This is a genomic window from Aequorivita sp. IT1282 (assembly GCF_058068205.1).
The window spans coordinates 189,158-215,745 of the sequence record NZ_JBYRHR010000001.1; the positions used below are offsets into that span (position 1 = coordinate 189,158).

General features: G+C 36.1%; 23 protein-coding genes and 1 riboswitch. Of the genes, 10 read left to right on the forward strand and 13 right to left on the reverse strand.

Features of this window, described 5'->3' with window-relative positions; genetic code table 11:
* Positions 1-26: 26 nt before the first annotated feature.
* The 3 genes from AC3RVG_RS00925 to AC3RVG_RS00935 are packed head-to-tail and all read right to left on the reverse strand — an operon-like array spanning position 27 to position 2,997.
* Complete coding sequence (locus tag AC3RVG_RS00925; RefSeq protein ID WP_489689548.1) at positions 27-821, reverse strand: ABC transporter ATP-binding protein; 795 nt, start codon at positions 819-821, stop codon at positions 27-29.
* Positions 821-1,852: a FecCD family ABC transporter permease gene (locus AC3RVG_RS00930; protein ID WP_489689549.1), complete on the reverse strand. Its 1,032-nt coding sequence runs from the start codon at positions 1,850-1,852 to the stop codon at positions 821-823. Before AC3RVG_RS00930 ends, AC3RVG_RS00925 begins: the two co-directional genes overlap by 1 nt.
* A complete protein-coding gene (locus tag AC3RVG_RS00935; RefSeq protein ID WP_489689550.1) occupies positions 1,852-2,997 on the reverse strand; it encodes an ABC transporter substrate-binding protein in 1,146 nt (381 codons plus the stop codon). Before AC3RVG_RS00935 ends, AC3RVG_RS00930 begins: the two co-directional genes overlap by 1 nt.
* 45 nt (positions 2,998-3,042) lie before the next feature.
* A riboswitch (cobalamin riboswitch) is annotated at positions 3,043-3,254 on the forward strand.
* A 30-nt stretch (positions 3,255-3,284) separates the two neighbouring features.
* Here AC3RVG_RS00935 and AC3RVG_RS00940 point away from each other — a divergent pair.
* Both AC3RVG_RS00940 and AC3RVG_RS00945 read left to right on the forward strand, forming a co-directional pair.
* Positions 3,285-5,117 carry a TonB-dependent receptor gene (locus AC3RVG_RS00940; RefSeq protein WP_489689551.1) on the forward strand — a complete coding sequence of 611 codons (1,833 nt, stop codon included), beginning with the start codon at positions 3,285-3,287 and terminating at the stop codon, positions 5,115-5,117.
* 12 nt (positions 5,118-5,129) lie between these two features.
* Positions 5,130-6,179 carry a YncE family protein gene (locus AC3RVG_RS00945; RefSeq protein ID WP_489689552.1) on the forward strand — a complete coding sequence of 350 codons (1,050 nt, stop codon included), beginning with the start codon at positions 5,130-5,132 and terminating at the stop codon, positions 6,177-6,179.
* A 78-nt stretch (positions 6,180-6,257) separates the two neighbouring features.
* Here the strand turns inward: AC3RVG_RS00945 and AC3RVG_RS00950 are convergent, their stop codons facing one another.
* On the reverse strand, positions 6,258-7,652 hold the full coding sequence (locus AC3RVG_RS00950; protein WP_489689553.1) for a S41 family peptidase: 1,395 nt from the start codon (positions 7,650-7,652) through the stop codon (positions 6,258-6,260).
* A gap of 229 nt (positions 7,653-7,881) precedes the next feature.
* Here AC3RVG_RS00950 and AC3RVG_RS00955 point away from each other — a divergent pair, with 229 nt between their 5' ends.
* The 4 genes from AC3RVG_RS00955 to AC3RVG_RS00970 all read left to right on the forward strand — a co-directional run bounded on the left by AC3RVG_RS00955 (position 7,882) and on the right by AC3RVG_RS00970 (position 10,001).
* Positions 7,882-8,388 carry an RNA polymerase sigma factor gene (locus tag AC3RVG_RS00955; RefSeq protein ID WP_489689554.1) on the forward strand — a complete coding sequence of 169 codons (507 nt, stop codon included), beginning with the start codon at positions 7,882-7,884 and terminating at the stop codon, positions 8,386-8,388.
* Positions 8,375-8,812, forward strand: a complete 438-nt coding sequence (locus AC3RVG_RS00960) for a hypothetical protein (RefSeq protein ID WP_489689555.1) — start codon at positions 8,375-8,377, stop codon at positions 8,810-8,812. The genes AC3RVG_RS00955 and AC3RVG_RS00960 overlap by 14 nt, the downstream gene beginning before the upstream one ends.
* 108 nt (positions 8,813-8,920) lie before the next feature.
* Positions 8,921-9,460, forward strand: coding sequence for a DUF4252 domain-containing protein (locus tag AC3RVG_RS00965; protein WP_489689556.1), 540 nt, complete (start codon positions 8,921-8,923; stop codon positions 9,458-9,460).
* Between the two features lies 1 nt (position 9,461).
* A complete protein-coding gene (locus AC3RVG_RS00970; protein WP_489689557.1) occupies positions 9,462-10,001 on the forward strand; it encodes a DUF4252 domain-containing protein in 540 nt (179 codons plus the stop codon).
* 109 nt (positions 10,002-10,110) lie between these two features.
* Here the strand turns inward: AC3RVG_RS00970 and purB are convergent, their stop codons facing one another.
* Entirely contained in the window at positions 10,111-11,454 is a 1,344-nt protein-coding gene (purB, locus tag AC3RVG_RS00975) for an adenylosuccinate lyase (protein ID WP_489689558.1), read from the reverse strand.
* Positions 11,455-12,034: 580 nt separating this feature from the next.
* On the opposite strand from purB, the gene AC3RVG_RS00980 reads away from it, so the two are divergent.
* The gene (locus AC3RVG_RS00980) at positions 12,035-12,349 is read left to right on the forward strand and encodes a hypothetical protein (RefSeq protein ID WP_489689559.1); all 315 of its coding nucleotides are present in this window, start codon (positions 12,035-12,037) and stop codon (positions 12,347-12,349) included.
* A gap of 167 nt (positions 12,350-12,516) precedes the next feature.
* On the opposite strand, the gene AC3RVG_RS00985 is transcribed toward AC3RVG_RS00980, so the two are convergent.
* From AC3RVG_RS00985 to AC3RVG_RS01020, 8 genes are all read right to left on the reverse strand, one after another.
* A complete protein-coding gene (locus tag AC3RVG_RS00985; protein ID WP_489689560.1) occupies positions 12,517-13,536 on the reverse strand; it encodes a helix-turn-helix domain-containing protein in 1,020 nt (339 codons plus the stop codon).
* Between the two features lie 521 nt (positions 13,537-14,057).
* Entirely contained in the window at positions 14,058-15,098 is a 1,041-nt protein-coding gene (locus tag AC3RVG_RS00990) for an SAM-dependent methyltransferase (protein ID WP_489689561.1), read from the reverse strand.
* A gap of 101 nt (positions 15,099-15,199) precedes the next feature.
* Positions 15,200-15,883: a class I SAM-dependent methyltransferase gene (locus AC3RVG_RS00995; protein WP_489689562.1), complete on the reverse strand. Its 684-nt coding sequence runs from the start codon at positions 15,881-15,883 to the stop codon at positions 15,200-15,202.
* Between the two features lie 290 nt (positions 15,884-16,173).
* Positions 16,174-16,884: a membrane or secreted protein gene (locus AC3RVG_RS01000; RefSeq protein WP_489689563.1), complete on the reverse strand. Its 711-nt coding sequence runs from the start codon at positions 16,882-16,884 to the stop codon at positions 16,174-16,176.
* Positions 16,885-17,042: 158 nt separating this feature from the next.
* Complete coding sequence (locus AC3RVG_RS01005; protein WP_489689564.1) at positions 17,043-17,498, reverse strand: glycosyl-4,4'-diaponeurosporenoate acyltransferase CrtO family protein; 456 nt, start codon at positions 17,496-17,498, stop codon at positions 17,043-17,045.
* 208 nt (positions 17,499-17,706) lie between these two features.
* The gene (gene acs, locus AC3RVG_RS01010) at positions 17,707-19,614 is read right to left on the reverse strand and encodes an acetate--CoA ligase (protein ID WP_489689565.1); all 1,908 of its coding nucleotides are present in this window, start codon (positions 19,612-19,614) and stop codon (positions 17,707-17,709) included.
* Positions 19,615-20,016: 402 nt separating this feature from the next.
* A complete protein-coding gene (locus tag AC3RVG_RS01015; RefSeq protein ID WP_489689566.1) occupies positions 20,017-20,181 on the reverse strand; it encodes a Lacal_2735 family protein in 165 nt (54 codons plus the stop codon).
* A 159-nt stretch (positions 20,182-20,340) separates the two neighbouring features.
* Positions 20,341-20,493 (reverse strand): YqaE/Pmp3 family membrane protein, encoded by a 153-nt coding sequence (locus AC3RVG_RS01020; protein ID WP_489689567.1) that lies wholly within the window; start codon positions 20,491-20,493, stop codon positions 20,341-20,343.
* A 511-nt stretch (positions 20,494-21,004) separates the two neighbouring features.
* On the opposite strand from AC3RVG_RS01020, the gene AC3RVG_RS01025 reads away from it, so the two are divergent.
* From AC3RVG_RS01025 to AC3RVG_RS01035, 3 genes are all read left to right on the forward strand, one after another.
* On the forward strand, positions 21,005-21,421 hold the full coding sequence (locus AC3RVG_RS01025; RefSeq protein ID WP_489689568.1) for an HYC_CC_PP family protein: 417 nt from the start codon (positions 21,005-21,007) through the stop codon (positions 21,419-21,421).
* A gap of 131 nt (positions 21,422-21,552) precedes the next feature.
* Positions 21,553-25,329, forward strand: coding sequence for an efflux RND transporter permease subunit (locus tag AC3RVG_RS01030; RefSeq protein ID WP_489689569.1), 3,777 nt, complete (start codon positions 21,553-21,555; stop codon positions 25,327-25,329).
* The gene (locus tag AC3RVG_RS01035; protein WP_489689570.1) at positions 25,329-26,564 is read left to right on the forward strand and encodes a TolC family protein; all 1,236 of its coding nucleotides are present in this window, start codon (positions 25,329-25,331) and stop codon (positions 26,562-26,564) included. Before AC3RVG_RS01030 ends, AC3RVG_RS01035 begins: the two co-directional genes overlap by 1 nt.
* The last annotated feature ends 24 nt before the right edge of the window (positions 26,565-26,588 follow it).

The window sequence follows — 26,588 nt, forward strand, 5'->3', positions numbered from 1 at the left end:
TACAGTAAAATTTAAAGTAAATATATCTATTTGCGAATGGTAAACCGACCAGTTTTTCCATCAAAATCTATAGTTTCTTTGGGGAAAAGTGCATCAAATCTTCCTGCTTCAATCAGTTTACAGGGATCGTCAAAATAAGTTTCGTTCGTTGCCATTACCAACATTTTGTCTGTAAGTTGAATGGCTAAATCTATTTCGTGGGTTGAAAAGAAAATAGTTTTCTGAGTTTCTGAAGCTAGTTTCTTCAGTAATTTTAGAACATATGCACGGTGATAAATGTCTAAATGGGTTGTGGGTTCATCTAGAATAATAATTGGCGTATCCTGCGCCAAAGCCCGTGCAATCGCCACACGTTGCATCTGTCCGTCGCTTAATTCAAAACATTTTCGGTGGGCGAGGGTAGCGGTGTCTGTGGCTTCCAAAGCAAAACGAATTGCTTTATTATCTTCTTCGGAAAGAGAGCCAATCCAATTAGTATACGGTTGCCTTCCCAACGAAACCATTTCTAAAACCGAAAGATTTTTTGAGGCGGGCGCTTCGGTTAAAACTACACTTAATTGTGTGGCGAGTTGAAAGGAAGAATATTCGTTTAAGCGTTTACTATTCAGAAAAACGTCGCCATTTAAAGCGACCTGCATTCCCGTTAATGTGCGTAGTAATGTAGATTTTCCAATTCCGTTTGCGCCAACCAAACCAACTAATTCACCTTTTAAGATTGAAAAATTGATTGCATCAGCAATCACAGAATCGCTTCCTTTTTTTGAGTAACCCACAGAGAGGTTACGTACTTCTAAAATGATATTTTTTTCTTCTGAATTCATTAAAAGAAAAGTTTTCGTTTTCGAACCAACAACCAAATTACAACCGGCGCACCAATAAGCGAAGTGATTGCATTAATGGGCAACGTAAATTCGCTAAAAGGTAATTGTGCCACGGTATCACAAATCAGCAGCAGCAAACTTCCGCAAATGAGAACTGCGGGCAATAAGACGAAATGGTTTGAGGTTTTATAAAACTGACGCACCAAATGTGGCACCGCAAGCCCTACAAAGGCAATTGGCCCAACAAAAGCCGTAATACTTCCTGCTAAAATACTAGTTGCCAAAATTATTATGAAGGTTGTTCTTTTAATGTGTAAGCCCATGCTTTTCGCATAATTTTCACCTAAAAGTAAACCGTTTAAAGATTTACTGCTGAAAACACTCAATGTTAAACCTGCTAAAAAGCAAATTCCTAAAATTAATACGCCTTGCCACGATTGATTTCCCAAACTTCCAAAAGACCAAAAAATGTATTGCTGAAGCTGTTCTGCATTACTGAAATAAGACAAAACCGAAACCACAGCGGTAGTAACACTGCCAAACATTAAACCAATTATTAAAATTGCCATGGTGTCTTTTATTCTGAAAGTTACCGCCAAAACGGCTAAAAGGACTAAAAAGCTACCTAATGCCGAAGCCACGACAAGGCTCCATTGACTTAGTAGTAAAGTTCCAAAAATTCCGCCAAAGGTACTTGCACCCAATATTAAAATGGCAACACCCAGGCTCGCGCCGCTGCTCAATCCTAAAACAAAAGGACCGGCCAACGGGTTGCGAAACAAGGTCTGCATTAGCAATCCCGAAACAGCCAAACCGCCACCGGCAAGTATTGCTGTAATTGCTTTTGGTAGTCTGTAATCCATCAATATATAGCGCCAAGTTTCTTTAGAAGCACCGTTGCCAATGAAGACAGAAATAATTTCATCAATAGGAATTGAAACCGATCCGATGCTCAAATTCACCAAAAACGCAGCAATGAGCGCTATAAATAGCACCGCAAATTGAAGGCGAAATGTTTGGGTAGTTTGCATTAATTCAATTTATCAAAAAAGTAAAATTGGTGCTCCGGAAACAACTCTGGGTGTAGAATTTTAATTAAATCTTTTAAAACCAAATCTGGACGATTGGGTGCCAATTCATAATAAATCACACCGCCCGTTTCGCCTTTTTTCATACTGTAAGAATAAACGTTTGCAGTTTTATACGCTTCAAATTGGGCATATACTTGGCTCGCATTTTTCATCTCGTCTAGGCTTGTAAATTGTCCGGGACCTATCCAATATGCTGCATTTTGGCCTTTCTCCAAAACAGATTCTAAATTTAATGCGAGGCTGCCAGTGCCTTCTGAATCTTTCCAAAGATAATCACCATTGGCATCGTCTATAAATTGTGCGCCCCAACTATCGCCCTGCGGCATATACCAAACGTCTTTATACATTGCCCCGCTAATAACTGTGGGGGTTTCTTTTGCTTCGGAAGCAATTTTTTTAGCAGCGTTATAATCGGTTTCAATAGTATTAAAAATACTATCAGCTTCTTTTTCTTTATTGAAAAGAACTCCAAAAAATTTAATCCATTCTGCTTTTCCCAAAGGTGAAGTTTCTGTCCAATCTGAATTATAAAGCACAGGAATACCTGTTTTCTGAATGGTGGCAAAAGCAGAATTATTTCCGTCAACCGCAAAACCAATTACTGCTTCTGGATTTAATTCGATTAAAATTTCGGTATTGATATCTTCGTTTTTACCGAGCTCTTTTACTTTTTCGGCTACAATTAGTTGTCGTGTTTTTTCCGAAGAAATATAGTTGAGATTAGGAAAACCGACCAATGTTTCAATTTCCCCCAACATTTCCAAAGAAGGAATGTGAGTGGTGGAAGTAACAACAATTCGTTTTACCGGTAATTCAACTACTGCGTCATACTTTTCCGGATTTTGAATCGCACCGTTTTTTTCAATTAAAGCATAAGTAAATGTTTTCTCGGTTCCGGGCCACGGGTTTTTTAGGGTGATGGTTTTGTAACCGTCAAAAGTGGCTATCTCAAAACCTTTGGCGTATTTTATATCCGTCAATATTCCTTCAGCATTTGAGGTATCGGATGATTGAATATCGTTATTGGTGTTTTTACAAGCGGTAAAAAAAAGGAAGCAACTTATAATGAAGACAAATTTTTGCATCCCCAAAAATAATGGTTTTGTTTGGGTGTACTAGTATTTAAAGTCTATTTTTGCGATGAATTTTGGTAAGCAGTTTTCCACACTGGAAAATGCTTTTAAAAGGGAATTCGGTTAAAACCCGAAGCTGTTCCCGCAACTGTAAGTCGTCCCAATATATTTTGGGCGTGCATAACTTCAAAAACCACTGTCAGTCATAGGCTGATGGGAAGGTAGCACAAAAGACAAGCCAGGAGACCTGCCAGATTCATAATTTAAAAATATCAAACTTTCGGGATAAAGGTTGAATTATGAAACAAACTAGTATCCATATTATTTTATTTTTTTTGCTGTGTACGGTTTCTGCCTACGCGCAACTGGATAGCATTCAGCAATTGCCGGAAGTGATGCTTACCGATGCAAAACTCATTCATTTTTCAAAAGGGTTCAAACTAGAAAAACTCAATGATTCTGTTGTTGAAAGAAATGCCACTTCTTTAACTGAAACGCTTCGCTACAATACTTCAATCTACTTTAAAGAAAATGGTTTCGGAATGGTTTCATCTCCCTCTTTCCGTGGAACAAACGCCGCTCAAACTGCTGTGGTTTGGAACGGCATCAATATAAATTCGGTTTTTACGGGACAGACAGATTTCAATACTATTTCACCTTTAAATTACAATGAAATTGCAATAAGAAGCGGTGGCGGCGGTGTGCAATACGGCAGCGGTGCCGTTGGCGGAAGTATTCATTTAAACAACACATATACCTTCGAAAAGATTGATACTACTGCAATCGGACTTCGTTACGGAAGTTTTTCTACAATTGGCGGAAATGCAACCACTACTCAATCTTGGGATAACCTTTATTTAAATGTAGGCGTAGATTTTACTAGTTCTGATAACGATTACGATTATGTGGGTAAAAACCAAAAAAATCAACACGGTGAATTTCTGCGCTTAGCAGCTAATGTAAATGGTGCCAAAAAATTGAAGAATGGCGTTGCTACGTGGAATTCTGAATACACCTATAACGACCGTAATTTTTCTGGCAGTTTAAATACTATCGGCAAGGACGGTTATAAAGATATTGCAACACGTAACCTTTGGCAATTGCAGCAAAGAATTGGGTTATTTACAACAAAAGCTAGCGTTGCGCACCTTTTTGAACAATACCGCTATTATCCAAATAGTGAAAAACCTTTGTTTGACGAGGGCAGTGCGAACACATTTATAAGTGCCCTGCAATCTGAAGTTTTTCTTCGGGAAAAACTTCGGCTAAACGCAAAAGTTGAATACACATACATAAATGCCACTGGAGACAACGTGGGTGAGAATTTTCGAAAAACTTTAGCTGCTGTAATTCTGTTAAATCATAAAATTTCGAAAGATTTTAGCTACGGTTTAAATTTTAGAAAAGAATTTCTGAATGATTTTGACAACCCATTTCTTTTTTCGGCTGATGCTAAATGGCGACTTTCAGAAAAGTATGCGCTTCGTATAAACGGTTCAAAGAACTATCGCGTGCCAACCTTTAATGATTTGTTTTGGTACGCAGGTGGCAATTTAAATTTGCAGCCAGAAACTTCATATCAAATTGAATTGGGGCAGGAGTTTTCCGTTGGAAATTTGAAAGCAGATTTTGCGGCATTCTATATCTCTTCCGAAGATTTAATAAAATGGGTTCCCGCCAGCGGCAATGTTTGGGAGCCTATAAATATTAGTAAAACACAAAATTACGGCCTCGAAGCATCTGTTGGTTATTTTGTGAAAATTAACCAACAGCAATCGTTGGATTTTAGTGCGAATTATTCCTATACCAAAGCAGAAGATTTAGAAAAGCAGAAGCAGCTTATTTATGTACCGTTTCACAAAACGTCTGGCACATTACAATATAATTTCGCAAATTTCTCTGCTTATGCGCAAGGATTATTTAACGGCGAAATATACACAACTACAGACAATAGCGAGAGCCTCGATGCTTTTACGGTTTTTAATTTAGGAGCTGAATATGTGTTGCCATTTAATCCAAATATCACGGTAGGTGGCAGATTCAAAAATGTTTTTAATACCTATTACGAAAATGTGGCTTATCGGCCAATGACTTCCCGAAACTTTCAAATATTCTTAAACTTTAATATATAACAAATGAAAATTATGAAAAAACTATTGTTTCTATCTTTAACCACGATGCTTTTTATATCCTGTAGCAATGATGATGATGATGTGCAACCAGAAATTATTCCTGCAGCTTTTGAAAATGGAATCCTTATAACTAATGAAGGTCCGTTTAGTGGCGGAAGCGGAACAATTACATACATATCTGAAGATTACAGTACAGTTTCTCAAAATATTTATAAAACTGTGAATGGATCTGACTTGGGTAATATAGTTCAGTCTATGGGTTTTCAGGATGAGAATGCTTATATAGTTGTAAATAATTCGAATAAAATAATGATAGCCAATCGCTATACTTTCGAGAGTGTAGATTCGATAACAGTGGGCATTAACAATCCAAGATATTTTATGAGTGTTGATGGAAACAAAGGCTATGTAACCAATTGGGGCGATCCAAATGATAATTCTGACGATTATGTGGCAGTTTTAGATTTGAGAACTAATACTGTTTCTAGTACAATTCCCGTGGCTTTTGGTCCTGAGAAAATGGTTGTTTATAACGAGAAAGTATACGTTGCTCATCAAGGAGCTTACGGACAGAATAACTTGATTTCAATTATTTCTGCTAACGGTTTAGACGGAACAATTACGGTTGGCGATGTGCCAAATAGTATGGTAGTTTCTGGAAATTCCTTATTCGTATTATGCGGTGGAAATCCTGATTACACGGGTAACGAAACAGCTGGTTCTTTGGTAAAAATTGACCTTTCTACCGGACAAGTTTCAAACACATATAATTTCGGAACAACTGAACACCCATCAAACTTAACAATGGACGGAACGAGTCTTATATATGCAATGAATGGAAAGGTTTCTAAACTGAATAGTTTATCAGTCTCTTTACCGGGAAGCGATATTATTAATGGTTTCTTTTATGCGCTTCAAGCAAAAGATGGAAAGCTATATGCTACTGATGCGAATGATTTTGCAAGCCAAGGTTCGCTGAAAATATTTGATCTTTCTACAAACCTTGAAATTCAAGATTTGCAAACTGGTATAATTCCAGGTGGAATTTATTTTAACGAATAAACGCTTCTGATTTTAATGAAAAGACTCCCTTAAATTTTGAAATTTAAGGGAGTCTTTATTTTTTACAGGCTACCTAATCTAATTCCCAATCATTTTTCCGTTAATGGGAGAATTCGCTTTACTGTCTGAAATTTCCTTTAAACGCGGAGCGTCTGCGTTTCTTGGTACTGGTCTGCCAGCGATTTCGAATAGTGCTGCAGCAAGCAATGGTTCGTTTTCATCACCAAGTTGACCAAGATTGAAATAGTTTTCCTTTAAATTAATTTGTGGAAATAAACCATCAACAAAGTCTGTAGTTCCAGCTGCATTGGCTGTTTTAAACACTAAAGGAAGCATAGCATACGTATGTCCTGGATTTGCTGCACTTCTGCTAAATTGTGGAGCAGGCGCATCGTAAAGTAAAAAGGAGGCCTGAAACTTACCTGTAGTAGTGTCGCCCACTTGCACAGCATCGATATACGGTTTTAGTCCGTTAAGCACTAGTTCACTTGCAGAAGCAGATCTTCTGGTTGTAAGTATATAAACTTGTGAAAGATTTAAACTGTTTATAGCGCTTCCGTTGCTAATAGAGTTATCAAAAAGACCGTCTTCTGCATTTTCCTCTTGACGATCGTCGTTCCAAAATTCTTTGTAAAAAATCTGTCCGTTAAACTGTCCAGTAATCATACTCGCCAAATCGGTTGCAGTTTCTACTGAACCACCGCCATTGTATCTAAGGTCGAGAACGAGACTACTTACTCCATCAGCTTTAAATTGTGCGAAGGCATTATTTAGTTCAGTATCGTAATCTTTAATAAATCCGTTGTACATTAAATAACCAATTTTATTGCCATTCACGGTAAGTGTTTCGGCTTTGTAAACTGGATTCTCGTTATATTGAATTTTGTTTAAAAGCACAGTTTCACCAGTAGCGGTAAAGTTGGTGCCATCGTAAGTTGCAAGTCCGATAGAATAGCTATCTGCAGCGAGCAAATCATTAAAATTGTTTTCGTTTATTTGCTGGCCATCTATAGTGGTAAAAAGATCGCCGCGCACTAAACCTTGCGACTGTGCATCGGTATTTGGGAGCACGTAACGCACATAACCAAAAACATTTCCACTATTGTCTGGATAAAACACTAAGCCAAATTCCATTCCGTTGCTTAATGTAATTCCACTTAGCGCATTTTCAATTAAAGTATAATCGCTGAATAAACTGCTAAACCTATCTTGAGGCGACAATAAATAATTGAACAGGGTTTCAGGGGTTTGATAGTTGTCTAAAAATGCGTTTAAATCGTCTTGATTTGCAAAGGCGTCGTTCGCTAATTCTGGCGTATCCGCTTTGTACAGATAAAAATAATTTAGACCGCGGTAAATAAAATTCTGAATTTCTTGAGTTGAAGCCGTTTGAAGATTATCATCGGCATCTTCAAAACATGAAACAAAAAGGATTGAAACAGCTAAAAGGGAAATGAAAATTTTTCTTTTCATAAAAAGGTTTATTAAGGTATTCTGTTTAAACAAGTAAATTAGGGATTATATTGTAAAGGTAAAAATATGCTTTTTTAGTCGAAATTGTTTCGAGACTTTTCAAAGTGAATAAATTTAGAATTGAAAGAGTATTTATGGAAGGTCTTGATTTTTTTCAAAAAAAGAATGTAACAAAAACTCAACCTGTTCGTCATTTAAATAGACGGCACACCAACCACAACCAACCAAGATGGAAAAGACCGAGTTTATTACGATTATAATGCCTTTTAAAGATAAGCTTTACCGCTTAGCAAAGAGGATTTTGGTCTCCAAAGATGAAGCGGAAGATGCTGTACAGGAAGTATTTTTGAAATTATGGAAGGGTAAAAAGGACATTGAAAACTATAAAAACCCCGAAGCGTTTGCAATTACAATGACGAAGAATTATTGTTTGGATCGATTAAAATCGAAACAGGCATCAAATTTAAAGATTGTACACAGCAATTTTCAAACTTCTGAAAATATTGAAAAGAATATTGAAGCGAATGACGGGGTCGAAATGGTTTTCAAAATAATGGAAACCTTGCCCGAACAACAGCGAATCGTACTCCAGCTACGCGATGTGGAACAATTTGAGTTTTCCGAGATAGCGCAAATGCTTGAGAGTAATGAAACCGCAGTACGAGTGGCACTTTCCCGTGCACGTAAAACAGTTAGGGACGCATTGATAAAAAAATATAATTATGGAATTGGCTAAAATAAAAAAACTGCTGGATGCTTATTTTGAAGGTAACACCAGCCTTGCAGAAGAAAAAATGCTTCGAGATTATTTCAACAATGAAACCGTTGCAGATGAATTTATTCAATACCAACCCATTTTTGCGGGTTTAAAAGCTGCAAAAGCAGAACATTCAACTATGGAATTTAATTTGCCAGAATCTAAGTCAACGAGCGTTAAAAGTTGGTGGTTTTCTGTGGCCGCAATACTTGTAGTAGCATTTGGGGTAGGTACATTTTATTTTTCGCAACCCAACTATACCCAAGAAGAAAAAGAAGCAGTTGCGGCTTTCGAAAAAAGCAAAGAAGCGATGTTGCTACTTTCCGAAAATTTAAACAAAGGTGCAGAACGACTTACTTTCGTGGGACAATTTGAAGATACTAAAGATAAAATTTTTGAATAAAGAATAGTTTAACGGAGTTTATCCTTTGCAGTGTCAAAAGACGCTGTGATTTAAAATTTCAAAATCAATAAAAAATAGAAATAACAATACATAAATAAATAAATAACGATGAAAAAAATAGCAATTTTAGTAGCACTGGCAATAGCGCCGATGGTTTCGTGGGCACAGAATGCTTTCGATTCCTTTGAAAACGAAAAAGATGTAACCTCGGTAGTGGTTACAAAAAATATGTTCAAACTTTTGAGTAAGATGGATTTAAACTCTGCCGATCCAGAAGCTCAAGCATACCTGAAAATGGTTAATGATTTAGAGAACATTAAAATATATACTACAGATAATCCTGCTGTTTCGCAAAGAATGGATGCTGCTGTAACAAAATATATTTCAACCTCTAAAAATTTAGGCGAATTGATGCGCATAAAAGAAGACGGCAGAAATATACGGTTTTACAGCAAAGAAGGAAAGAGCGAGAACTTTGTAAGCGAACTGTTGATGCATATGGATGGCATTGTGGACGGAAAACCTACAACCGTAATTATGAGCATAACCGGAAATATAGATTTAAAACAAATATCTAAACTTACCGAAGATCTAAAAGTTCCTGGGAGTGAAGAGTTGAAAAATATTGATAAAAAGAAAAGACAATAATATGGTACTTGTAAGATATTTTATAGCCTTAGTGCTCGGATTATTAACCATTACTTCCTGTAGTAACGAATCACTTCAGAAGTATTTGGTGGAAAAGCAGGACGACGATAAGTTTGTGAAAATGGACATTGCCGCTAGTTTGCTGCAAGGAAAAAATAGCGACTTTACCCAAGAGGAAAAGGACATTCTGAAAACTATTAAAAAAGTGAATGTAGTTGCGTATCCAATTATAGAAGGCGACACAGCCGATTACGTACAGGAAAGACAAGAATTGAAAGCTATTTTAGACCAAGAGCAATACAAAGAATTAACCCGAATTAAAAGCAATGACTGGAACGCCACCTTAAAATATACTGGCGATGAAGATGCCATAAATGAGGTTATTGTATTTGCAAGTGATGATAATCGTGGTTTTGCGGTTTTCAGATTGCTGGGAGAAAATATGCGCCCAGACCAAATGCTAAAACTTATGGAATCTGCCGAACGTGGCGATTTGGATGTCTCCAAACTAACAGGTTTCGGAGAAATATTTAAAGATTAATTTTCGTTGATTAATAGTTGAAAAAGGCTTCTCCCAATTTGGGTTGAAGCCTTTTTTTATTTCTTAATTGTTGAGGTTTTTTCCTCTAAAAAATTTGTGTTGTGTATTCTTAAATCCCCGTGTAGTTACTCGGAGTTATGTTTCGCATTTCCTGCTTTACGTTTTCCGGCACTTCCAAAGATTCAATAAAGTTAGCCATCGAAGTTTGGTTGATACGTTCGTTTGTGCGCGTAAGTCCTTTTAAAGCTTCGTATGGATTTGGATAACCTTCGCGGCGAAGTATTGTTTGTATTGCTTCCGCAACAACCGCCCAGTTATTTTCAAGATCTTCTTTAAATTTTGGCTCGTTTAGCAATAATTTGTTGAGACCTTTTAAAGTTGAATAAAAAGCGATAAGTGTATGTCCAATTGGCACACCAATATTTCGCAACACCGTACTATCTGTTAAATCACGCTGTAATCTGCTAATAGGAAGTTTTGCTGAAAGATGCTCAAAAATAGCATTTGCTATTCCTAAGTTTCCTTCACTGTTTTCAAAATCAATTGGGTTTACTTTATGTGGCATTGCGCTGCTACCAATTTCTCCCTCTTTAATTTTTTGTTTGAAGTAATCCATCGAAACATAAGTCCAAACATCGCGATCTAAATCAATCAAAATATTGTTTATCCTTTTTAAACAGTCAAAAAGAGCGGCCATATGGTCGTAATGCTCAATCTGTGTAGTAGGGAAGGAGTGGTGTAACCCTAAAGTATTTTGCACAAATTTTTGAGCAAATGCTCGCCAATCTACATCTGGATATGCAACTTTATGAGCGTTAAAATTACCCGTTGCGCCACCAAATTTCGCAGCGCTTTTTATATCGTTCATTAAATCGAACTGCTCTTCAATACGCACTACAAAAACTTCTAATTCCTTTCCTAAACGGGTCGGAGAAGCCGGCTGTCCGTGCGTACGGGCAAGCATTGAAACATCTGCCCAATCTTCGGAAAGTGATTTCAATTTATTTTTAACTTCCATTAAAAGTGGCACATACACGTTGTTGATGGCATCTTTTAATGAAAGCGGAATCGCAGTATTGTTTATGTCTTGTGAAGTCAAACCAAAGTGGATGAATTCTTTATATTTCTGAAGATTTAATGCGTCAAATTTTTCTTTTATAAAATATTCAACCGCCTTTACATCGTGATTTGTAACCTTTTCAGTTTCCTTAATAATTACAGCGTCTGTTACTGAAAATTCAAGATAAAGATCTCGAAGATTCGAAAAAAGACTTCGGTCGAAGTCTGCTAACTGCGGCAAATCTAATTCTACCAAAGCAATAAAATACTCAATTTCCACTTGCACGCGGTAACGGATGAGCGCCTCTTCAGAAAAATACGGAATAAGACTTGAAGTTTTTGAAGCGTATCTGCCGTCTATAGGCGAAATGGCTTGTAAAGAATTGGTATACATGGTTTAAATTTTAAAAGCGCAAATATACAAAACGCTACCGAGTTAAATAGAAAGGGTTTCACTTATAAATGAAGCCTATTATTTGTAAATAGAAGGAATTGCCAATAATTTATAGTTTTAAGATAAAGGATAGTTAATTAACAATACGTCTAAGTTTTTTTATGATTTTGTTAGGCCAACGCACTTTCAGTAATGATTAATTTAGTCTTGAAAAAGGAAATGATTTATTAATTTAAACAAATTTGCTATGAGTACACAAAATCAAAATGAGCAAAGGAATCCTCAAAATCAACAAACAAATCAGCAGAGGAATCCGCAAAACAGACCACAGAACCAACGCAATGAAGAGGAAGAAGAATAGGCGTTTGGATTAGAAATGTTCGTATCCGGGATTATGGGTACAGTGAAACCCCTTAATCATCGAAATGAGAAAGGGGTTTCATTTTTGTGGGGATAAAAAATATAATCGTAAAAATAGATAAAAGAATAACTTGGATGCTAGCATATTAGCATATTTCTTTTACTGTTTATTTAAGGGAAAGATGAAAATTTGAAACTAATTCAATAAAAAAATTTAAAGATGAGTGATAAAAATGTAAGTCCGAAACACAGCACTGGTAAAGGCGCACAGGCAGAGCAACATAACGCTGATAGCGAAGAAAGCTATGTTGAAAATTCTAAAGAAGTTAAAAAGGATGAATCTGATGATGGCGATTATTTGAAAAATAAATGGAAACAGATTTCAAAAGATTTTGAAAAGACCTATAATTTAGATGTTAGTGAATCTGAATATAAAGGCGAGTCTTTTTCAGATACACTTAAAAAGTTGGAAACAAAAACTGGTAAGTCCAGAGTAAATTTAGAAGACGAAATTAGAAATTGGGAGAATAGCTAATACGGTAGTTTATTGCTTTATTTTCAGCTATTTCACTAAGAGATGATATGGGTTAATGATTAACTCTTTTGAGTTAATATGTAGTTTTAGGAATTGCTACATTAGCCTCGAAAAGAAATGCTATGAAGAAGAAAGCCCCGACTGAAAATTTTTCAGCGGGGTTTTTTTTATTTGCTTCTGTACTTTTTACGAAAATCTGAGGGAGAGATATCGTGTCTTTCCTTGAAGATTTTCGAAAAGTAACTTTTACTGCTCAACCCTATAGCATTCACAATTTCTGAAATGGTTAAATCAGTTTGGGTTAAAAGTCCATAAGCGGCATCTAACCTTTTTTTCTGAATGTGGTTGTTTACCGTCGCACCGTACAACTTTTTAAAACCTTCCTGCAATTTATTGATGTTAAGTCCCGCTTCTTTAGCCAGAATTTCAACAGTTGGTATTTGCGAAATATTGTTGTCTATCAAATTTGCAATGAGGTAAATTTGTTTCAATTCAGACGAACGCAGTAAAGTACGATTGCTTTCTTCTATGCTATCGTCTTGGTATTGTAGAATTTGGTGCGATAGTATTTGATAAGCCATACCTTCTAAAAAGAGTTTTCGCATAAAATTTTCTCCAGTAAATTCCGTCATTTCGTCAAGAATCACTGAAATGTTGAGGCTATAATTTCCGTTGTAATAAAAGGTTCCGTTGCCTTCAATATCTTTAAAAAGCTGTAGAAGCTCGTCGTTAAGGCTATTAATATCGCATTCCATTTTTGCCTGAAACGTTCCTCTTTCTATTTCTAGACTGTTCACCTTAATTTTCTGGTTCGCCTTAAAAAATAAAACGTGGCCGTTGTGCTTACTACTAGCAACAATAGCATTTTGAAATTGATTAATTTCGTGTAGCTCATCTTCGTTTTCAAAGCGATGTTTCAGCGTTCCATTAACCGTATATAGAAATTTAAGTGGGTGAATATTATTCACAACAAAATGTATTTCCATATCCTTATTAAACATACAGTCGTATTGAATAAGCCCCAATCCGCCATCGAAGTTGATGCCGCGAATGCTACCTTCGCCCACTGATGGAGGCAGCTGCAGTAAATATTCGCCGCAATTTTCGGTATAATTAATGTCAAAATTGGCGGCAATGTCTCTAATAACTTCTCTTAGGGGAAGTGAGTTTACTTGAATGCAATTCATTTTGTTGGTTGTTTTGTGGTAGCAAATTACTATTTCCTACTCAATAGATTACCACATATACGGTTATTGTTAGCATTAATGTTCTTTTTGTTACGCTTTGGATACTAATTAGTTTGCAGATTTTGCCTTAGAAAAAAAACCGCCCAATTCAGTTTTGGCGGTTTTCTGTGAAGTTTTGCGTGTTATTCGTAATATCTTTTGCGTTTTTTTCGCCGTTCAAGGATAAATGAAAATAACAGACAAATACCCAAAACATAAAATGCTGTTTTGGCTGGTTCAATTGGGCCAAATCCTAGGCCTAAAAACCCAAGGACTGCGGTCACTGCTGCAAGAAAAAGAAACAAGATGGTCCAAATCATTGTGAGGAGATTATTGGTTTGTAAATGTTTCGCTATCAACTTTATAAATATATTGAATGGTAATTCTTTTAACTAATTTATTTCGAATAATCTTTAACACATTTCAAAAAGAAGTGGTTTTTGTTATAAAAGTGTGTAATATTTAATAAATCTGAATTTTTACTAAAACCATTTTTCGTCATTTTTAATGCCTGTTTCTAGGTAGAAATGCATGAGTCTTTTAATAGTGTTTCTTGTTGAAATTCCTTTTTTAGAAATGATAGGAAAACGATCTTTAAATTTTTCTTGATCTATATAAACATTGCACGGTTTCGGAGTTTTTACATAATCGTCAATTGAAGAATATGGCTGTACTGCCCCTTTAAATGCAAGAAAATGTTTATACTTCCAAATACCTTGTTTGAAAGACTGATACTGAAATTTCCCAGATTTACTATTTATTACCTGTACGTTGGTTCTATTTCCAAAGAAGTTAGATATTCTGCTAATAAATATTCCAGGATAATAAGATCGATGCAAGATTTTGATGGACGGGAAAACATTTTTAGTAATGTCTTTTAATAGTACAGATTTAAACCCAATGTTTTCAGCTGTTTCACAAAAGTTTTTTTCAATAATAAATTTGTGAATCGCCCATGAATCGCCCCATTTTTTCAATGTTTCTGCTTCAATTTTACTTTGAGTAGGTCTCGTAAAATAGTCCGAAATTAATAATCTGCCTCCGGGTTTTAGAATTCTAAAAGCTTCGGTAAAAAAATCGCTTTCATTTTCTGCGTGCACGATACTTTCTATACCCAAAATAACATCGAATGAATTATCTGGAAACGAAGTATGACAGAAATTTTGCACTGAAAATGCAACTAAATCATTGGGGTCATTATTTTTCTTGTATTGCAATGCACGTTCAATATGTGCTTCTGCAAGCGAAATGCCATGCACCGAACAACCTATATTATTTGCAAGAAAAAAAGAGGTGCCTCCAACGCCACAACCTGCATCAAGTACGAGATCTTTATTAGTTATTTGTGCTTGCTTTGCAACTTGATAATTCATATTCCAAAGTGCTTGGCGGTGGGTGTTGGTGTCCTCATCCCAATAACCATAATGCAAAGCCATAGAATCTTTTAATTGCCAAACTATTTCATAATCACGTAAAGATTCGTCGTAATAGGTGGTTATTTGATGTTGGTATTTTTTATTCATTTTTTCGAATAACTCAAAGCGGTTTTATTGGGCTAAGATATAGAAATGGCAAATACACCGCCTAAATTCGATGCCTGTTTCTGAAAAAATATTAAATAATTTTATTTTCTTGCTTGCAGATGTATCCAATAATCTTCTTTAAAGCAAATTTCAACATTACTAAAACCAACCTGCTTTAACCACTCTATTTGAAGTAAATAATCTGTTGGTTTGTCGAATGCTTTGTAATGTTCCATAACCCAGGTCCATTTTTCGCCATCTGGAAAATTACCATTTACAAACGCTTCCCATTGTACTAATAAGTTTGCGTGATCTGGATTTGTTTTATTTATCATTAAATCACTATATGAAAATATCCCCCCTTCATTTAAGGAATTATAGATATTCTTAAAAACAACTTGTTTTTCGTTTTCATCGCAATGATGGAGGCTAAATCCGGCTAAAACAAGATCATAACTATTAGTATTAAATAGAAAATCTTTGAAGTACTTATTCGCATATATAACATCGTACGCTTTAAATTGATTTTGACATAAATGTATCATCTCAGCAGATGCATCAACCAATGTATATGTAGCATTTGGAAAATAGGGAAGAAGTTGAGCGGTTACATTGCCATTGCCACAACCCAAATCTAGAATATTTTTAGGTTTAAAATTATTTGGAAGGTTTGTTGCGAAAATTGAAATTTGCTGCAAATAATGTGGCACGCAACCAATCATGTCATTGGTATAGTTTTTTGAAAAATCGTTAAACTCGAGCGCTATGTTTTCTGCAGTTTTCATTTGAGCGATGGTTAGACAATATCCTTATTTCTATATTTCTATGACTTTTAATATGTCAAAACATTTGTCCATTTTAGAAGAAACAATAGTAAAATCGTTATTCCCGTACTGGAGTATATTGCACCTTGCCAGTAAAAAAGTCTCGTTCCCCAATGGTTCCACAACTTTATACCATATTCTTTTTTGAAATAGCCATTAGTAAACTTCCAAAAGAGAAAAGTGATTACTAAAAAAAGTGATATCGCTATTATATACATTTTTACCATTTGTGGATTTTTATAATTTTTTAATTATTCTCGAATACTCCATATTTCGTGTATTGGGTCTCCTTTACTCGATAAGCCTGAATGGTGCCAATCACCATCTATAAGTTCATAATTAAATTGTAAGCTAAGCCCTGCTTTGGAATCGTCTTTTGAAAAGAATTCGATGTTTTCAGTATACTCACCGTTAATTGTGGTGTAGGTTCCACCGCCAGTTCCCATAAATTGTTTTGTTTCACTATTGTATGCAATCCATTGAAAACGAGTTCCAGTTAAAATTTTCATTGTTTTTCTTGGCCCACTTGTATCCCTTAATTGTGTTTCGCCGTCTTTTATTCTACCAGACATTATCCATGCGCCTCGTAATTTTCCTGGTTCACCATTATCAATTCTCTTGAGTTTTATTTCACTACCAACTATATCCAAAATGGAATCTTGTACAATTACCTCAAAACTTAGCTCTTTACCAACGTCTTCAGAATTATATGCATTAAATTCTACTTTTTCTGTCATCGTATCTCCTTCTAATTTCCAAGAACCTCCAACGGCCTGAATAAACTTTCCTGTCTTGGCGTTATAGGTTGTTGATACTTGATACCCATCTCCAAAAAGAACCACATTTCTAAGCTTGTCACCATTTTCAGAAATTGAAAAAGACTCCCAAGCACCAATAATACTCTGCGCTTTAATTCCCACTGAAAAGTAAAGACAAAGGAGCAATACAATTACTTTTTTCATAACCTTATTTCAATATTAAATTTTATAATAGGGCGAATGTGTTTGAGGATGGTTAAGCAACTAAATTAGCAAATAAAAACCAAATAGAAAACCGGCAACTTTCGACACTTCGAGATTGGTAAATAAATATAAAAAGCAATAAAGTTTATAGGTGTTATCTAAATTTTTCTTTGTCTTTTAATCAGTTTGTCAATTCGTCGTTTATTATCCTGTTGCAATAAAGAAGGATATAAATTCATTAAAATATTAAATATCATTATTGTGAATCCGAATAAATAATTGTTTGAAAAACCCTTGTATAAAGCAACAATTGTCATGAATATGAAACCGATTAAATGACCAATTTCTGCAATTGTCATTTCTTTTCGAATTTCGTTTAAATCAGTATTTTCAGCTTTCAATTTAATTTTCTGATTGAAGAATTTGAAAAAGGTATTTGTTACAATCCATTTGAAATATCCAAGTCCAATAATTTTGTTATGATTTTCATTCTTTATAAAATTGAGGTTTGACAAATTATTGTAGAAAGATGTATTTTTTATTCCAGCAATTATAATCATTGCCACTAACCATGAAATGAATGTAATTGTAATACTAAATACTATATAATTCATAAAATGTCTTTTATTAGATTGGAGTTAACGTCTCCGTATTACAACAGTTGCGGGTAAATTTATAAGAACCATTAGTAGCGCCTAAAAGTAGAGTGAGTCTCAGATTATCTCAACATTTTCACCATAGTTATCCCGTAAGGATATTTTTTTAATTTATTTCCAAATATTATCTTTTGGAAGAAAAAGCATCGCTGTTTTATAATCTTGCTTAAACCGCTCCATCCATAATTTCCTGCACCACTTCTGGGTTTAATAGGGTAGAAATATCGCCAAGATTACTTGTGTCTTTTTCAGCAATTTTTCTAAGTATACGGCGCATTATTTTTCCACTTCGAGTTTTGGGTAAGCCTGAGGTAAATTGAATTTTATCCAACTTTGCAATTGGCCCAATGTGTTCTGTAATAATTTGGTTTATCTCTTTGCGCAGGTTATCGTGCACACGGCCTTCGCCAGTTTCTTTCAAGATTACAAAGCCATAGAGTGCATTACCTTTTATATCGTGAGGAAAGCCTACTATCGCGCTTTCTGCCACTGCTGGGTGTTCGTTGATGGCATCTTCAATGGGAGCTGTACCCAAATTGTGGCCAGAAACAATTATTACATCGTCCACACGACCCGTGATGCGGTAATAGCCTGTACTGTCGCGTAATGCGCCATCGCCTGTAAAATACTTGTTTTTATAAGCTGAAAAATAAGTTTCGCTGTAACGTTTGTGATCTCCCCAAATAGTTCGCGCCATTCCTGGCCAAGGGAACTTTATGCACAAACGACCATTAACCAAGTTTCCTTTTAATTCTTCGCCATTTTCGTCCATCAATGCGGGTTGCACTCCTGGTAACGGTAGTGTGGCGTACGTAGGAATAGTAGGCGTAGAGTAGGGAATAGGTGAAATCATAATTCCGCCCGTTTCGGTTTGCCACCACGTATCTACAATAGGGCAGTTTCTCTTCCCGATATTGTCATTATACCAGTGCCAAGCTTCTTCATTAATTGGTTCGCCAACGCTACCTAAAATTTTTAGGGAAGAAAGATCGTAATTGGCCGAAAAATCTAATCGCTCTTTCGCCAATGCACGAATGGCGGTGGGCGCGGTATAAAACTGATTTACTTTATGCTTTTCCACAATCTGCCAAAAGCGTCCGAAATCTGGATAGGAGGGAACTCCTTCAAATAATACGGTTGTTGCTCCGTTAGCCAACGGACCGTAAACTATATAACTGTGGCCCGTAACCCAGCCAATATCTGCAGTGCACCAAAACACATCGTTTTCGCGATATTGAAACACATTTTTAAAAGTGTAAGCGGTAAAAACCATATAGCCAGCGGTGGTATGAACCATTCCTTTTGGCTTCCCGGTTGAACCAGAAGTATATAAAATAAACAGCGGATCTTCAGCATCCATAACTACTGGCACACAATCGTGATAGGCTTCATTGAGTAAAGGTTGTAGCCACTTATCGCGGTTGGGTTTCATCGGTATTTCAGAATTGATGCGTTTGGCTACCAAAACAGTTTTCACATTTGGGCAGGATTCTAAAGCTTCATCTACAATTCCTTTTAAATCTATTGTTTTATTGCCGCGATACGAGCCATCGCTGGTAATTACTATTTTACAATCTGAATCGTTTATACGCGTGTGAAGTGCCGTAGAAGAAAATCCTGCAAAAACTACGGAATGGATTGCGCCAATGCGCGCACAAGCTAATAATGAAACCGGCAATTCTGGAATCATAGGCAAATAGATACAAACCCGATCGCCCTTTTTCACCCCGTGGTCTAGCAAAACGTTGGCAAATCTACATACGCGCTCATGTAGCTGCGTGTAAGTTATATGCTCCGCTTCTTCGGAAGCGTCATTTGGCTCAAAAATAATAGCAGTTTTATCGCCACGGCTGTAAATATGTCTATCGATACAATTTTCGGTAATATTCAGTTTTGCGCCTTTATACCATGAAACTTCAGGTTTTGAAAGATCGTGCTCCAGCACTTTATCCCACCGTTTGCGCCACATAAAGTTTTCCTCCGCAATTTCTTCCCAAAAACTCTCGGGATCACGAATCGATTTTCTGTAAACCTGAAAATATTCTTCTAAATTTTTAATGTGGTAATTGCTCATATTTATATGGATTTGCGGAGTATTTCTGAAATTTTTTTTTGGATTCAGAAATATATCTAAATATGACGACTCTTAAAACTAAAAGACAAATTTTGTGACGAATTTCTTTTCAGCGCTCTCGAAGCTGAATGCGTGTTGATTGCTTTTTATGGAAGAAAAATTCTTCTGAAATGTAAAATTTCAGAAGAATTTAGTCGAAAGGAGATAATAAATTTTAGCACCTAAAAATCAGGCGTTTCATTTACGCTAACGTAGGGGTAACTATTCTTGAAGAGAGCATTTAAAACGGCTTATTGCTGAACTTCATTTTTTTGAGGTTAGTGAAGCATCATCATGTTGAATTTTAGAATTGAAAACTACGTTGTCAGGTTTTTTCACTTCGGTCGTTTCGGGGTTTTAATTTCAGTTTAGATTTTCGAGTTGTTTCATAACTTCTTCGGCTTCAGCAGTTTTTTGATCGCTCAATTTTCTGTTGGTGGTAGAAAGGTTAAAGGCCTCTTTCTGTAATTTTCGATATTTTTCCTCTAACTTTTCCTTTTCTGTTTTCTTCTTGAATATTCCAAACATAATATAGTTTTATACAATAATGTACTTACATCTTTAGAATGTTAAAGGTACAAATGTTTAATGTGAGCAATGAAACGTTAAACAAAACTTTAAGAGTAATATAAATATGATATATAATAAAAGCCCATTATTTAAATGGGCTTTTTAAGAATTGAAGTTTTAATCATTAACGATAAAAGCGTGAATAACTCCAGGTAACCAACCGATAATGGTTAAAATTAGGTTTATAAAAAATGTTCCTCCTATGCCGTGTTTCATATATACAGCGACAGGTGGTAAGAAAATATTTAGAATAATTGTAAGTAAGGACATAGGTTTAAAATTTAGTTGTTAGTAAATAAATTGCTTTTTTGCGAATCGCTATTAAATCGCAAATGAGTAATTCTTTTTTTGTGTTTTAGTTTATCCACTTTACATCTTATTAAGTAATTTCAAACTTGCAAATAAAGCAATGCATTAAAGTGCGAAAAATAAAATAATCTCCATATAATTTAAGTTGATAATTAGATGATTAGTCTAAAGTTACTTAATCGTATTGCTTTAATCCAAGATTTTAAGATAGGTTTATGCAGCCCTGTAAACAAAGTGTTAAAGCGAACGTGGAAATTTTAAGCTAAAAAAAAGATCCAAAAATTGCGTCGAAAATTTATTCAGCTTGCTTTACCAGCAATTGGAGTTTAATAATAGTGCCAATAAAATACTTAAAAATTTGCTAAAATATTCTTGGAGAAAGGAGGATTTGATGTACTTCTTTTAGCATTTAACAAATAATTGTACATAGCTTATAGAAAGAACGAACGATTTTCGCTAAATTTGCGAGGTAATGAAATCAATTTTCCATAAAACTATATCTGTAGCCTTGGCGACTTTAGTGTTATTTACCACTATGTCGTTCACTGTAGACGTACATTATTGTGGAGCTACATTGGTTGATTTTTCAGTTTTTCAAAATGTGAAAACCTGCGGAATGGAAAAACAACAATCTAGAAAGGATTGTGAAAATGAAGTTTCAGAAAAATCCTGCTGTTCCGATAAACAATTAATTGTTGACGGGCAGGATGACATTAAAACATCTTTTAATAAGATATCTTTCGAGCAACAAGTTTTTGTTGCTTCATTTTTCTATTCATATATAAATCTTTTTGAGGCGTTAGATACTAATATCGTTCCTTTTAGAGATTATGCACCTCCCTTTCTCGAACAGGATTTACAAAAGCTTCACGAGACTTACCTAATTTGATTTTTAGACTATAACCCGATTACTATCGGGATTCGCCCAGCGGTTCTCTCGTTTTGGGCACATTTTGTTGTATTCAATTTTATGGATACAGTTAAAACCAAATAGTTATAATAGTCTAATTATCAAAGTTCATGCTAAATAAAAGCATCAAATTTCTTATAGAAAATAAGCTCGTTGCCGTTTTAATGCTCCTCGTTTTTGTGGGTTTTGGAACTGTTTACGCACCTTTCAATTGGAACACAGGAATTCTGCCAAGCGATCCTGTAGCCGTCGATGCCATCCCAGATATTGGCGAAAATCAACAAATTGTTTTCACTAAATGGGACGGTCGCTCCCCACAAGATATTGAAGACCAAATTACCTATCCATTAACAACAAGCTTGTTGGGAATTCCTGGTGTGAAAACGATACGGAGTTCTTCTATGTTTGGTTTTTCAAGCATCTATATCATTTTTGAAGAAGATGTTGAGTTTTATTGGAGTAGAAGCCGCATTCTTGAAAAATTGAATTCGTTGCCAAGTGGTTTGTTGCCAGAAGGTATAAATCCTGCTTTGGGTCCCGATGCCACAGGTTTGGGGCAGATATTTTGGTACACACTGGAAGGTCGTGACAAAGATGGAAATGTTACGGGCGGTTGGGATTTACAAGAACTGAGAAGCATTCAGGATTATTATGTGAAATATGCTTTGGCATCTGCAAGCGGTGTTTCGGAAGTGGCATCTATTGGTGGTTACGTAAAGGAATATCAAATAGACGTGAAGCCTGAATTGATGCGCCAATACAACATAAGCTTGGGCGCAGTTGTAAAAGCGGTAAAGGAAAGTAATAAAGACATTGGGGCACAAACTTTAGAAATTAACCAGGCGGAATATCTTGTGCGTGGCTTGGGTTATGTGAAATCTGTTGAAGACATTGAAAATGCTGTCGTAACATCTGAAAACTATACTTCCATTAGAATTAAAGACATTGCAAATGTCTCTTTAGGGCCTGCAGCAAGACGTGGTATTTTGGATAAAGAAGGCGCCGAAGTTGTAGGAGCCGTGGTTGTAGCCCGTTATGGCGCTAACCCAATGGAGGTGATAAATAATGTGAAGGATAAAATTAAGGAGTTGAGTCCCGGACTTCCCACTAAAATTTTGAGCGATGGTAGAACTTCCCAACTAACAATTGTTCCTTTTTACGACCGAACCGAACTCATTCAAGAAACATTGGGAACGCTCAACGAGGCTTTATCTCTAGAAATACTAATTACCATTTTAGTAATAATTGTAATGGTATTTAACCTTCGGGCATCTATACTTATTTCGGGATTATTGCCCGTTGCGGTGTTGATGGTTTTTATTGCTATGAAATTTTTTGGAGTAGATGCCAATATCGTTGCCCTCTCGGGAATTGCTATTGCAATTGGTACTATGGTTGACGTGGGAATTATCCTGTCAGAAAATATTATCCGACATTTGGACGAGGATGATAAAAAACTCCCAATAAATACAGTAGTTTATAACGCCTCTGCCGAAGTTTCCGGAGCTATTGTTACGGCCGTTTTAACAACGATTATAAGTTTCATTCCAGTATTTACAATGGTAGGTGCAGAAGGAAAACTTTTCCGCCCGTTGGCTTTTACCAAAACATTCGCACTTACAGCCTCTATTATTATCGCCCTGTTTTTAATCCCTCCTTTTGCGGCATTTCTTTTTAGGGGTAGAAATATTAGAAGGAGCACAAATTACGGCATCAACGGGCTTTTATTAGTTGCAGGGTTTATTGCCGTTATTTTTGGTCATTGGATTGGGCTCATGCTGATAGCTTTTAGTTTTGTGGCCTTTGCAAAGCTGCGTGGTAATTGGTCTAAAGAGCGCTCAAGCAAATACAGTATTTATATTTCGGTGGCAGGAATAGTATTTTTATTAGCAGAATATTGGAGACCATTGGGAGTTGATAAAAATCTTTTTTGGAATCTTATTTTCGTTGGCATTATCTGCTTTGGTCTTCTAGGAAGTTTTTCACTTTTCAAAAATTATTACTCCCGAATCCTTAAATGGGCTTTGGCGAACAGATATATATTTTTAACCATTCCAGCCACGCTTTTAATTCTTGGTTTTATCATCTTTAAAAATACAGGGAAAGAATTTATGCCCTCCCTTAATGAAGGCTCATTTCTTTTAATGCCCACCTCGATGCCACATGCAGGCATTGAAGAAAACAAACGTGTTTTGCAACAATTAGATATGGCAGTTGCAAGCCTTCCGGAGATTGAAACCGTGGTGGGGAAATCTGGAAGAACCGAATCTGCTTTAGATCCAGCACCACTTTCAATGTACGAAAATATGATTCAGTATAAAACTGAATATATGGTAAACAGCGAAGGCGAGCGGCAACGATTTAAAGTGAACGATGACGGATTATTCGAATTGAAAGATGGCAGTCTTATTGCAAATCCGAATAACGATATTAGTTCGAGCACAGTCGAGAACTATCGGAAAAACGGAAAGAAAGTGTCTATTACAGTTGATGAATCTGCTAACAAAATGATTGCAGATGATGATGGCGAATTCTTCAGAAATTGGCGGCCAGAAATTAATTCGCCTAATGATATTTGGAAAGAAATTGTAAGAGTTACTAAACTTCCGGGGGTTACTTCGGCACCCAAACTACAACCTATAGAAACGCGATTAGTTATGCTGCAAACTGGTATGCGTGCGCCAATGGGTATAAAAGTTAAAGGGCAGGATTTAAGACAGATTGAAGCTTTTGGTTTAGAACTGGAAGATATTTTAAAACAAGCCGAAGGCGTAAAACAGGAGGCTGTTTTTGCAGATCGTATTGTGGGCAAACCATACCTTCTTATTGATATTAATAGAGAAAAATTGGCCCGTTACGGCGTTACCGTAGAAGAAGTTCAGGATGTTTTAAAAGTTGCTGTTGGCGGAATGTCATTAACCCAAACTGTGGAAGGCAGGGAACGTTATGGGGTTCGCATCCGCTATCCTAGGGAATTACGCGCAGACCCTTCAGATTTGGAAAAGATTTATATTCCTGTTGAAAAAGGAAGCCCAGTCCCGTTAAGCGAACTTGCAACTATCCGTTATGAACAAGGTCCGCAAGTAATAAAAAGTGAAGACACGTTTTTGGTAGGTTACGTACTGTTTGACAAATTGGACGGTTTTGCCGAAGTAAACGTGGTTGAAAATGCGCAAGCGTTAATTCAACAAAAAATTGATAATGGCGATTTAATCGTTCCCAAAGGCATCAGCTATAAATTCACGGGAACCTACGAAAATCAATTACGCGCCGAAAAAACGCTTTCTGTTATTGTTCCTTTAGCCTTGCTGGTTATCTTTTTGATTCTGTATTTTCAGTTTAAATCGGTGGCCACAACTTTTATGGTTTTTACAGGAATTGCAGTAGCTTTTGCAGGTGGTTTCGTTATGATTTGGTTTTATGGACAGGATTGGTTTTTGAATTTTAATTTCTTTGGCGAAAATCTGCGGGATCTCTTCAATATAAGCACCATCAATTTGAGCGTGGCGGTTTGGGTAGGTTTTATTGCCCTTTTTGGTATTGCTACTGACGATGGGGTGGTAATGGCAACCTATCTCACACAGACTTTCGAGAAAAATGATCCTACAGATATTCAGGAAATTAGAAGATCTACTTTGGAAGCTGCTTCCAAACGTATTCGTCCATGTTTAATGACCACTGTAACCACCATTTTGGCACTCCTGCCAGTTTTGACTTCCACAGGAAAAGGAAGCGATATTATGATCCCTATGTCTATCCCCATTTTCGGCGGAATGCTTCTGGATACAACATCGTATTTTCTTGTACCGGTACTTTATAGTTGGAGGAAAGAGCGGATAGCTAAAAGAAGGTTGAAAAATGAATCACAAACTATAACTATTGAATAATGATTAAACAGAAATCACATATAAAATTGGTCTTGGCCTTCCTGATTTGCCTTTCGGCATTCAATAGTTATGGTCAAGACTTACAAACCTATATAGACGAAGGGATTTCCAACAATCCGGAAATCCAAAAGTTTCAGATGCGGTACGAAATTGCTTCGGAAAAGGTTAACGAAGCTAATTGGATTCCCAACACCGAAATAAGCGCAAGTTATTTTGTTACGGAACCCGAAACACGTGTGGGAGCACAACGCGCCCGCTTTTCAGTAAAGCAAATGTTACCTTGGTTTGGAACTATTTCGGCTAGAGAAAATTATGCTTCTTCAATGGCAGAAGCGGACTATGTGGAAGTAACCATCGCAAAACGTAAGCTTGCACTTTCGGTTTCCCAGTTCTATTACCAGCTATATGAAATAAGGGCAAAACAGCTTGTGCTTGACCAAAATATAGAGCTGCTACAAACTTATGAACGCTTGGCCCTTACTTCCGTGGAAGTTGGGAAGGCATCGGCAGTTGATGTGTTGCGTTTACAAATTAGGCAAAATGAATTGCAACAGGAAAAAGAAGTGCTAACGCAACAGTCAATAGGTATTCAAGCAGCTGTGAATAGTTTGTTGAATCGCGAGTATGATAAGGATATTACGGTAGTTGATACTTTGGAAATGCCTATTGAAGATTTACAACTTTCATATGATGCACTTTCACTAAATCCGGAAATATTAAAATATGACAAGCTCTACGAATCGGTAACCCAATCTGAATTGCTCAATCTTCGCGAAGCCCAACCTATGTTTGGTTTTGGCTTAGATTATATTCCAGTTTCCGAGCGAACGGATATGACTATGATAGATAACGGCAAAGACATCGTAATGCCAATGGTTTCGCTCTCGATTCCTATTTTTAATAAGCGCTATAAGTCTATTTCAAAACAGAACGAACTTCGTCAACAGGAAATACATTTCCAAAAGGATGAGCGATTAAATATTTTGGAATCTGAATTGGCCAAGGTAATTTCTCAACGAAACCAAGCGCGAATAAAATTCGAAACGCAACAGAAAAATCTTGGACAGGCGAAGAATGCCGAAGAAATATTAATCAAAAACTATGAAACCGGAACTATTGATTTTAATGATGTGCTGGACATTCAGGAGTTGCAATTGAAATTTCAGATGAACCAGATTGAATCGGTTAAAAACTATTATGTGCAGTCAACAATTATAAATTATTTAATAAAATAAACACAGTGCTAATTTTAAAATGTA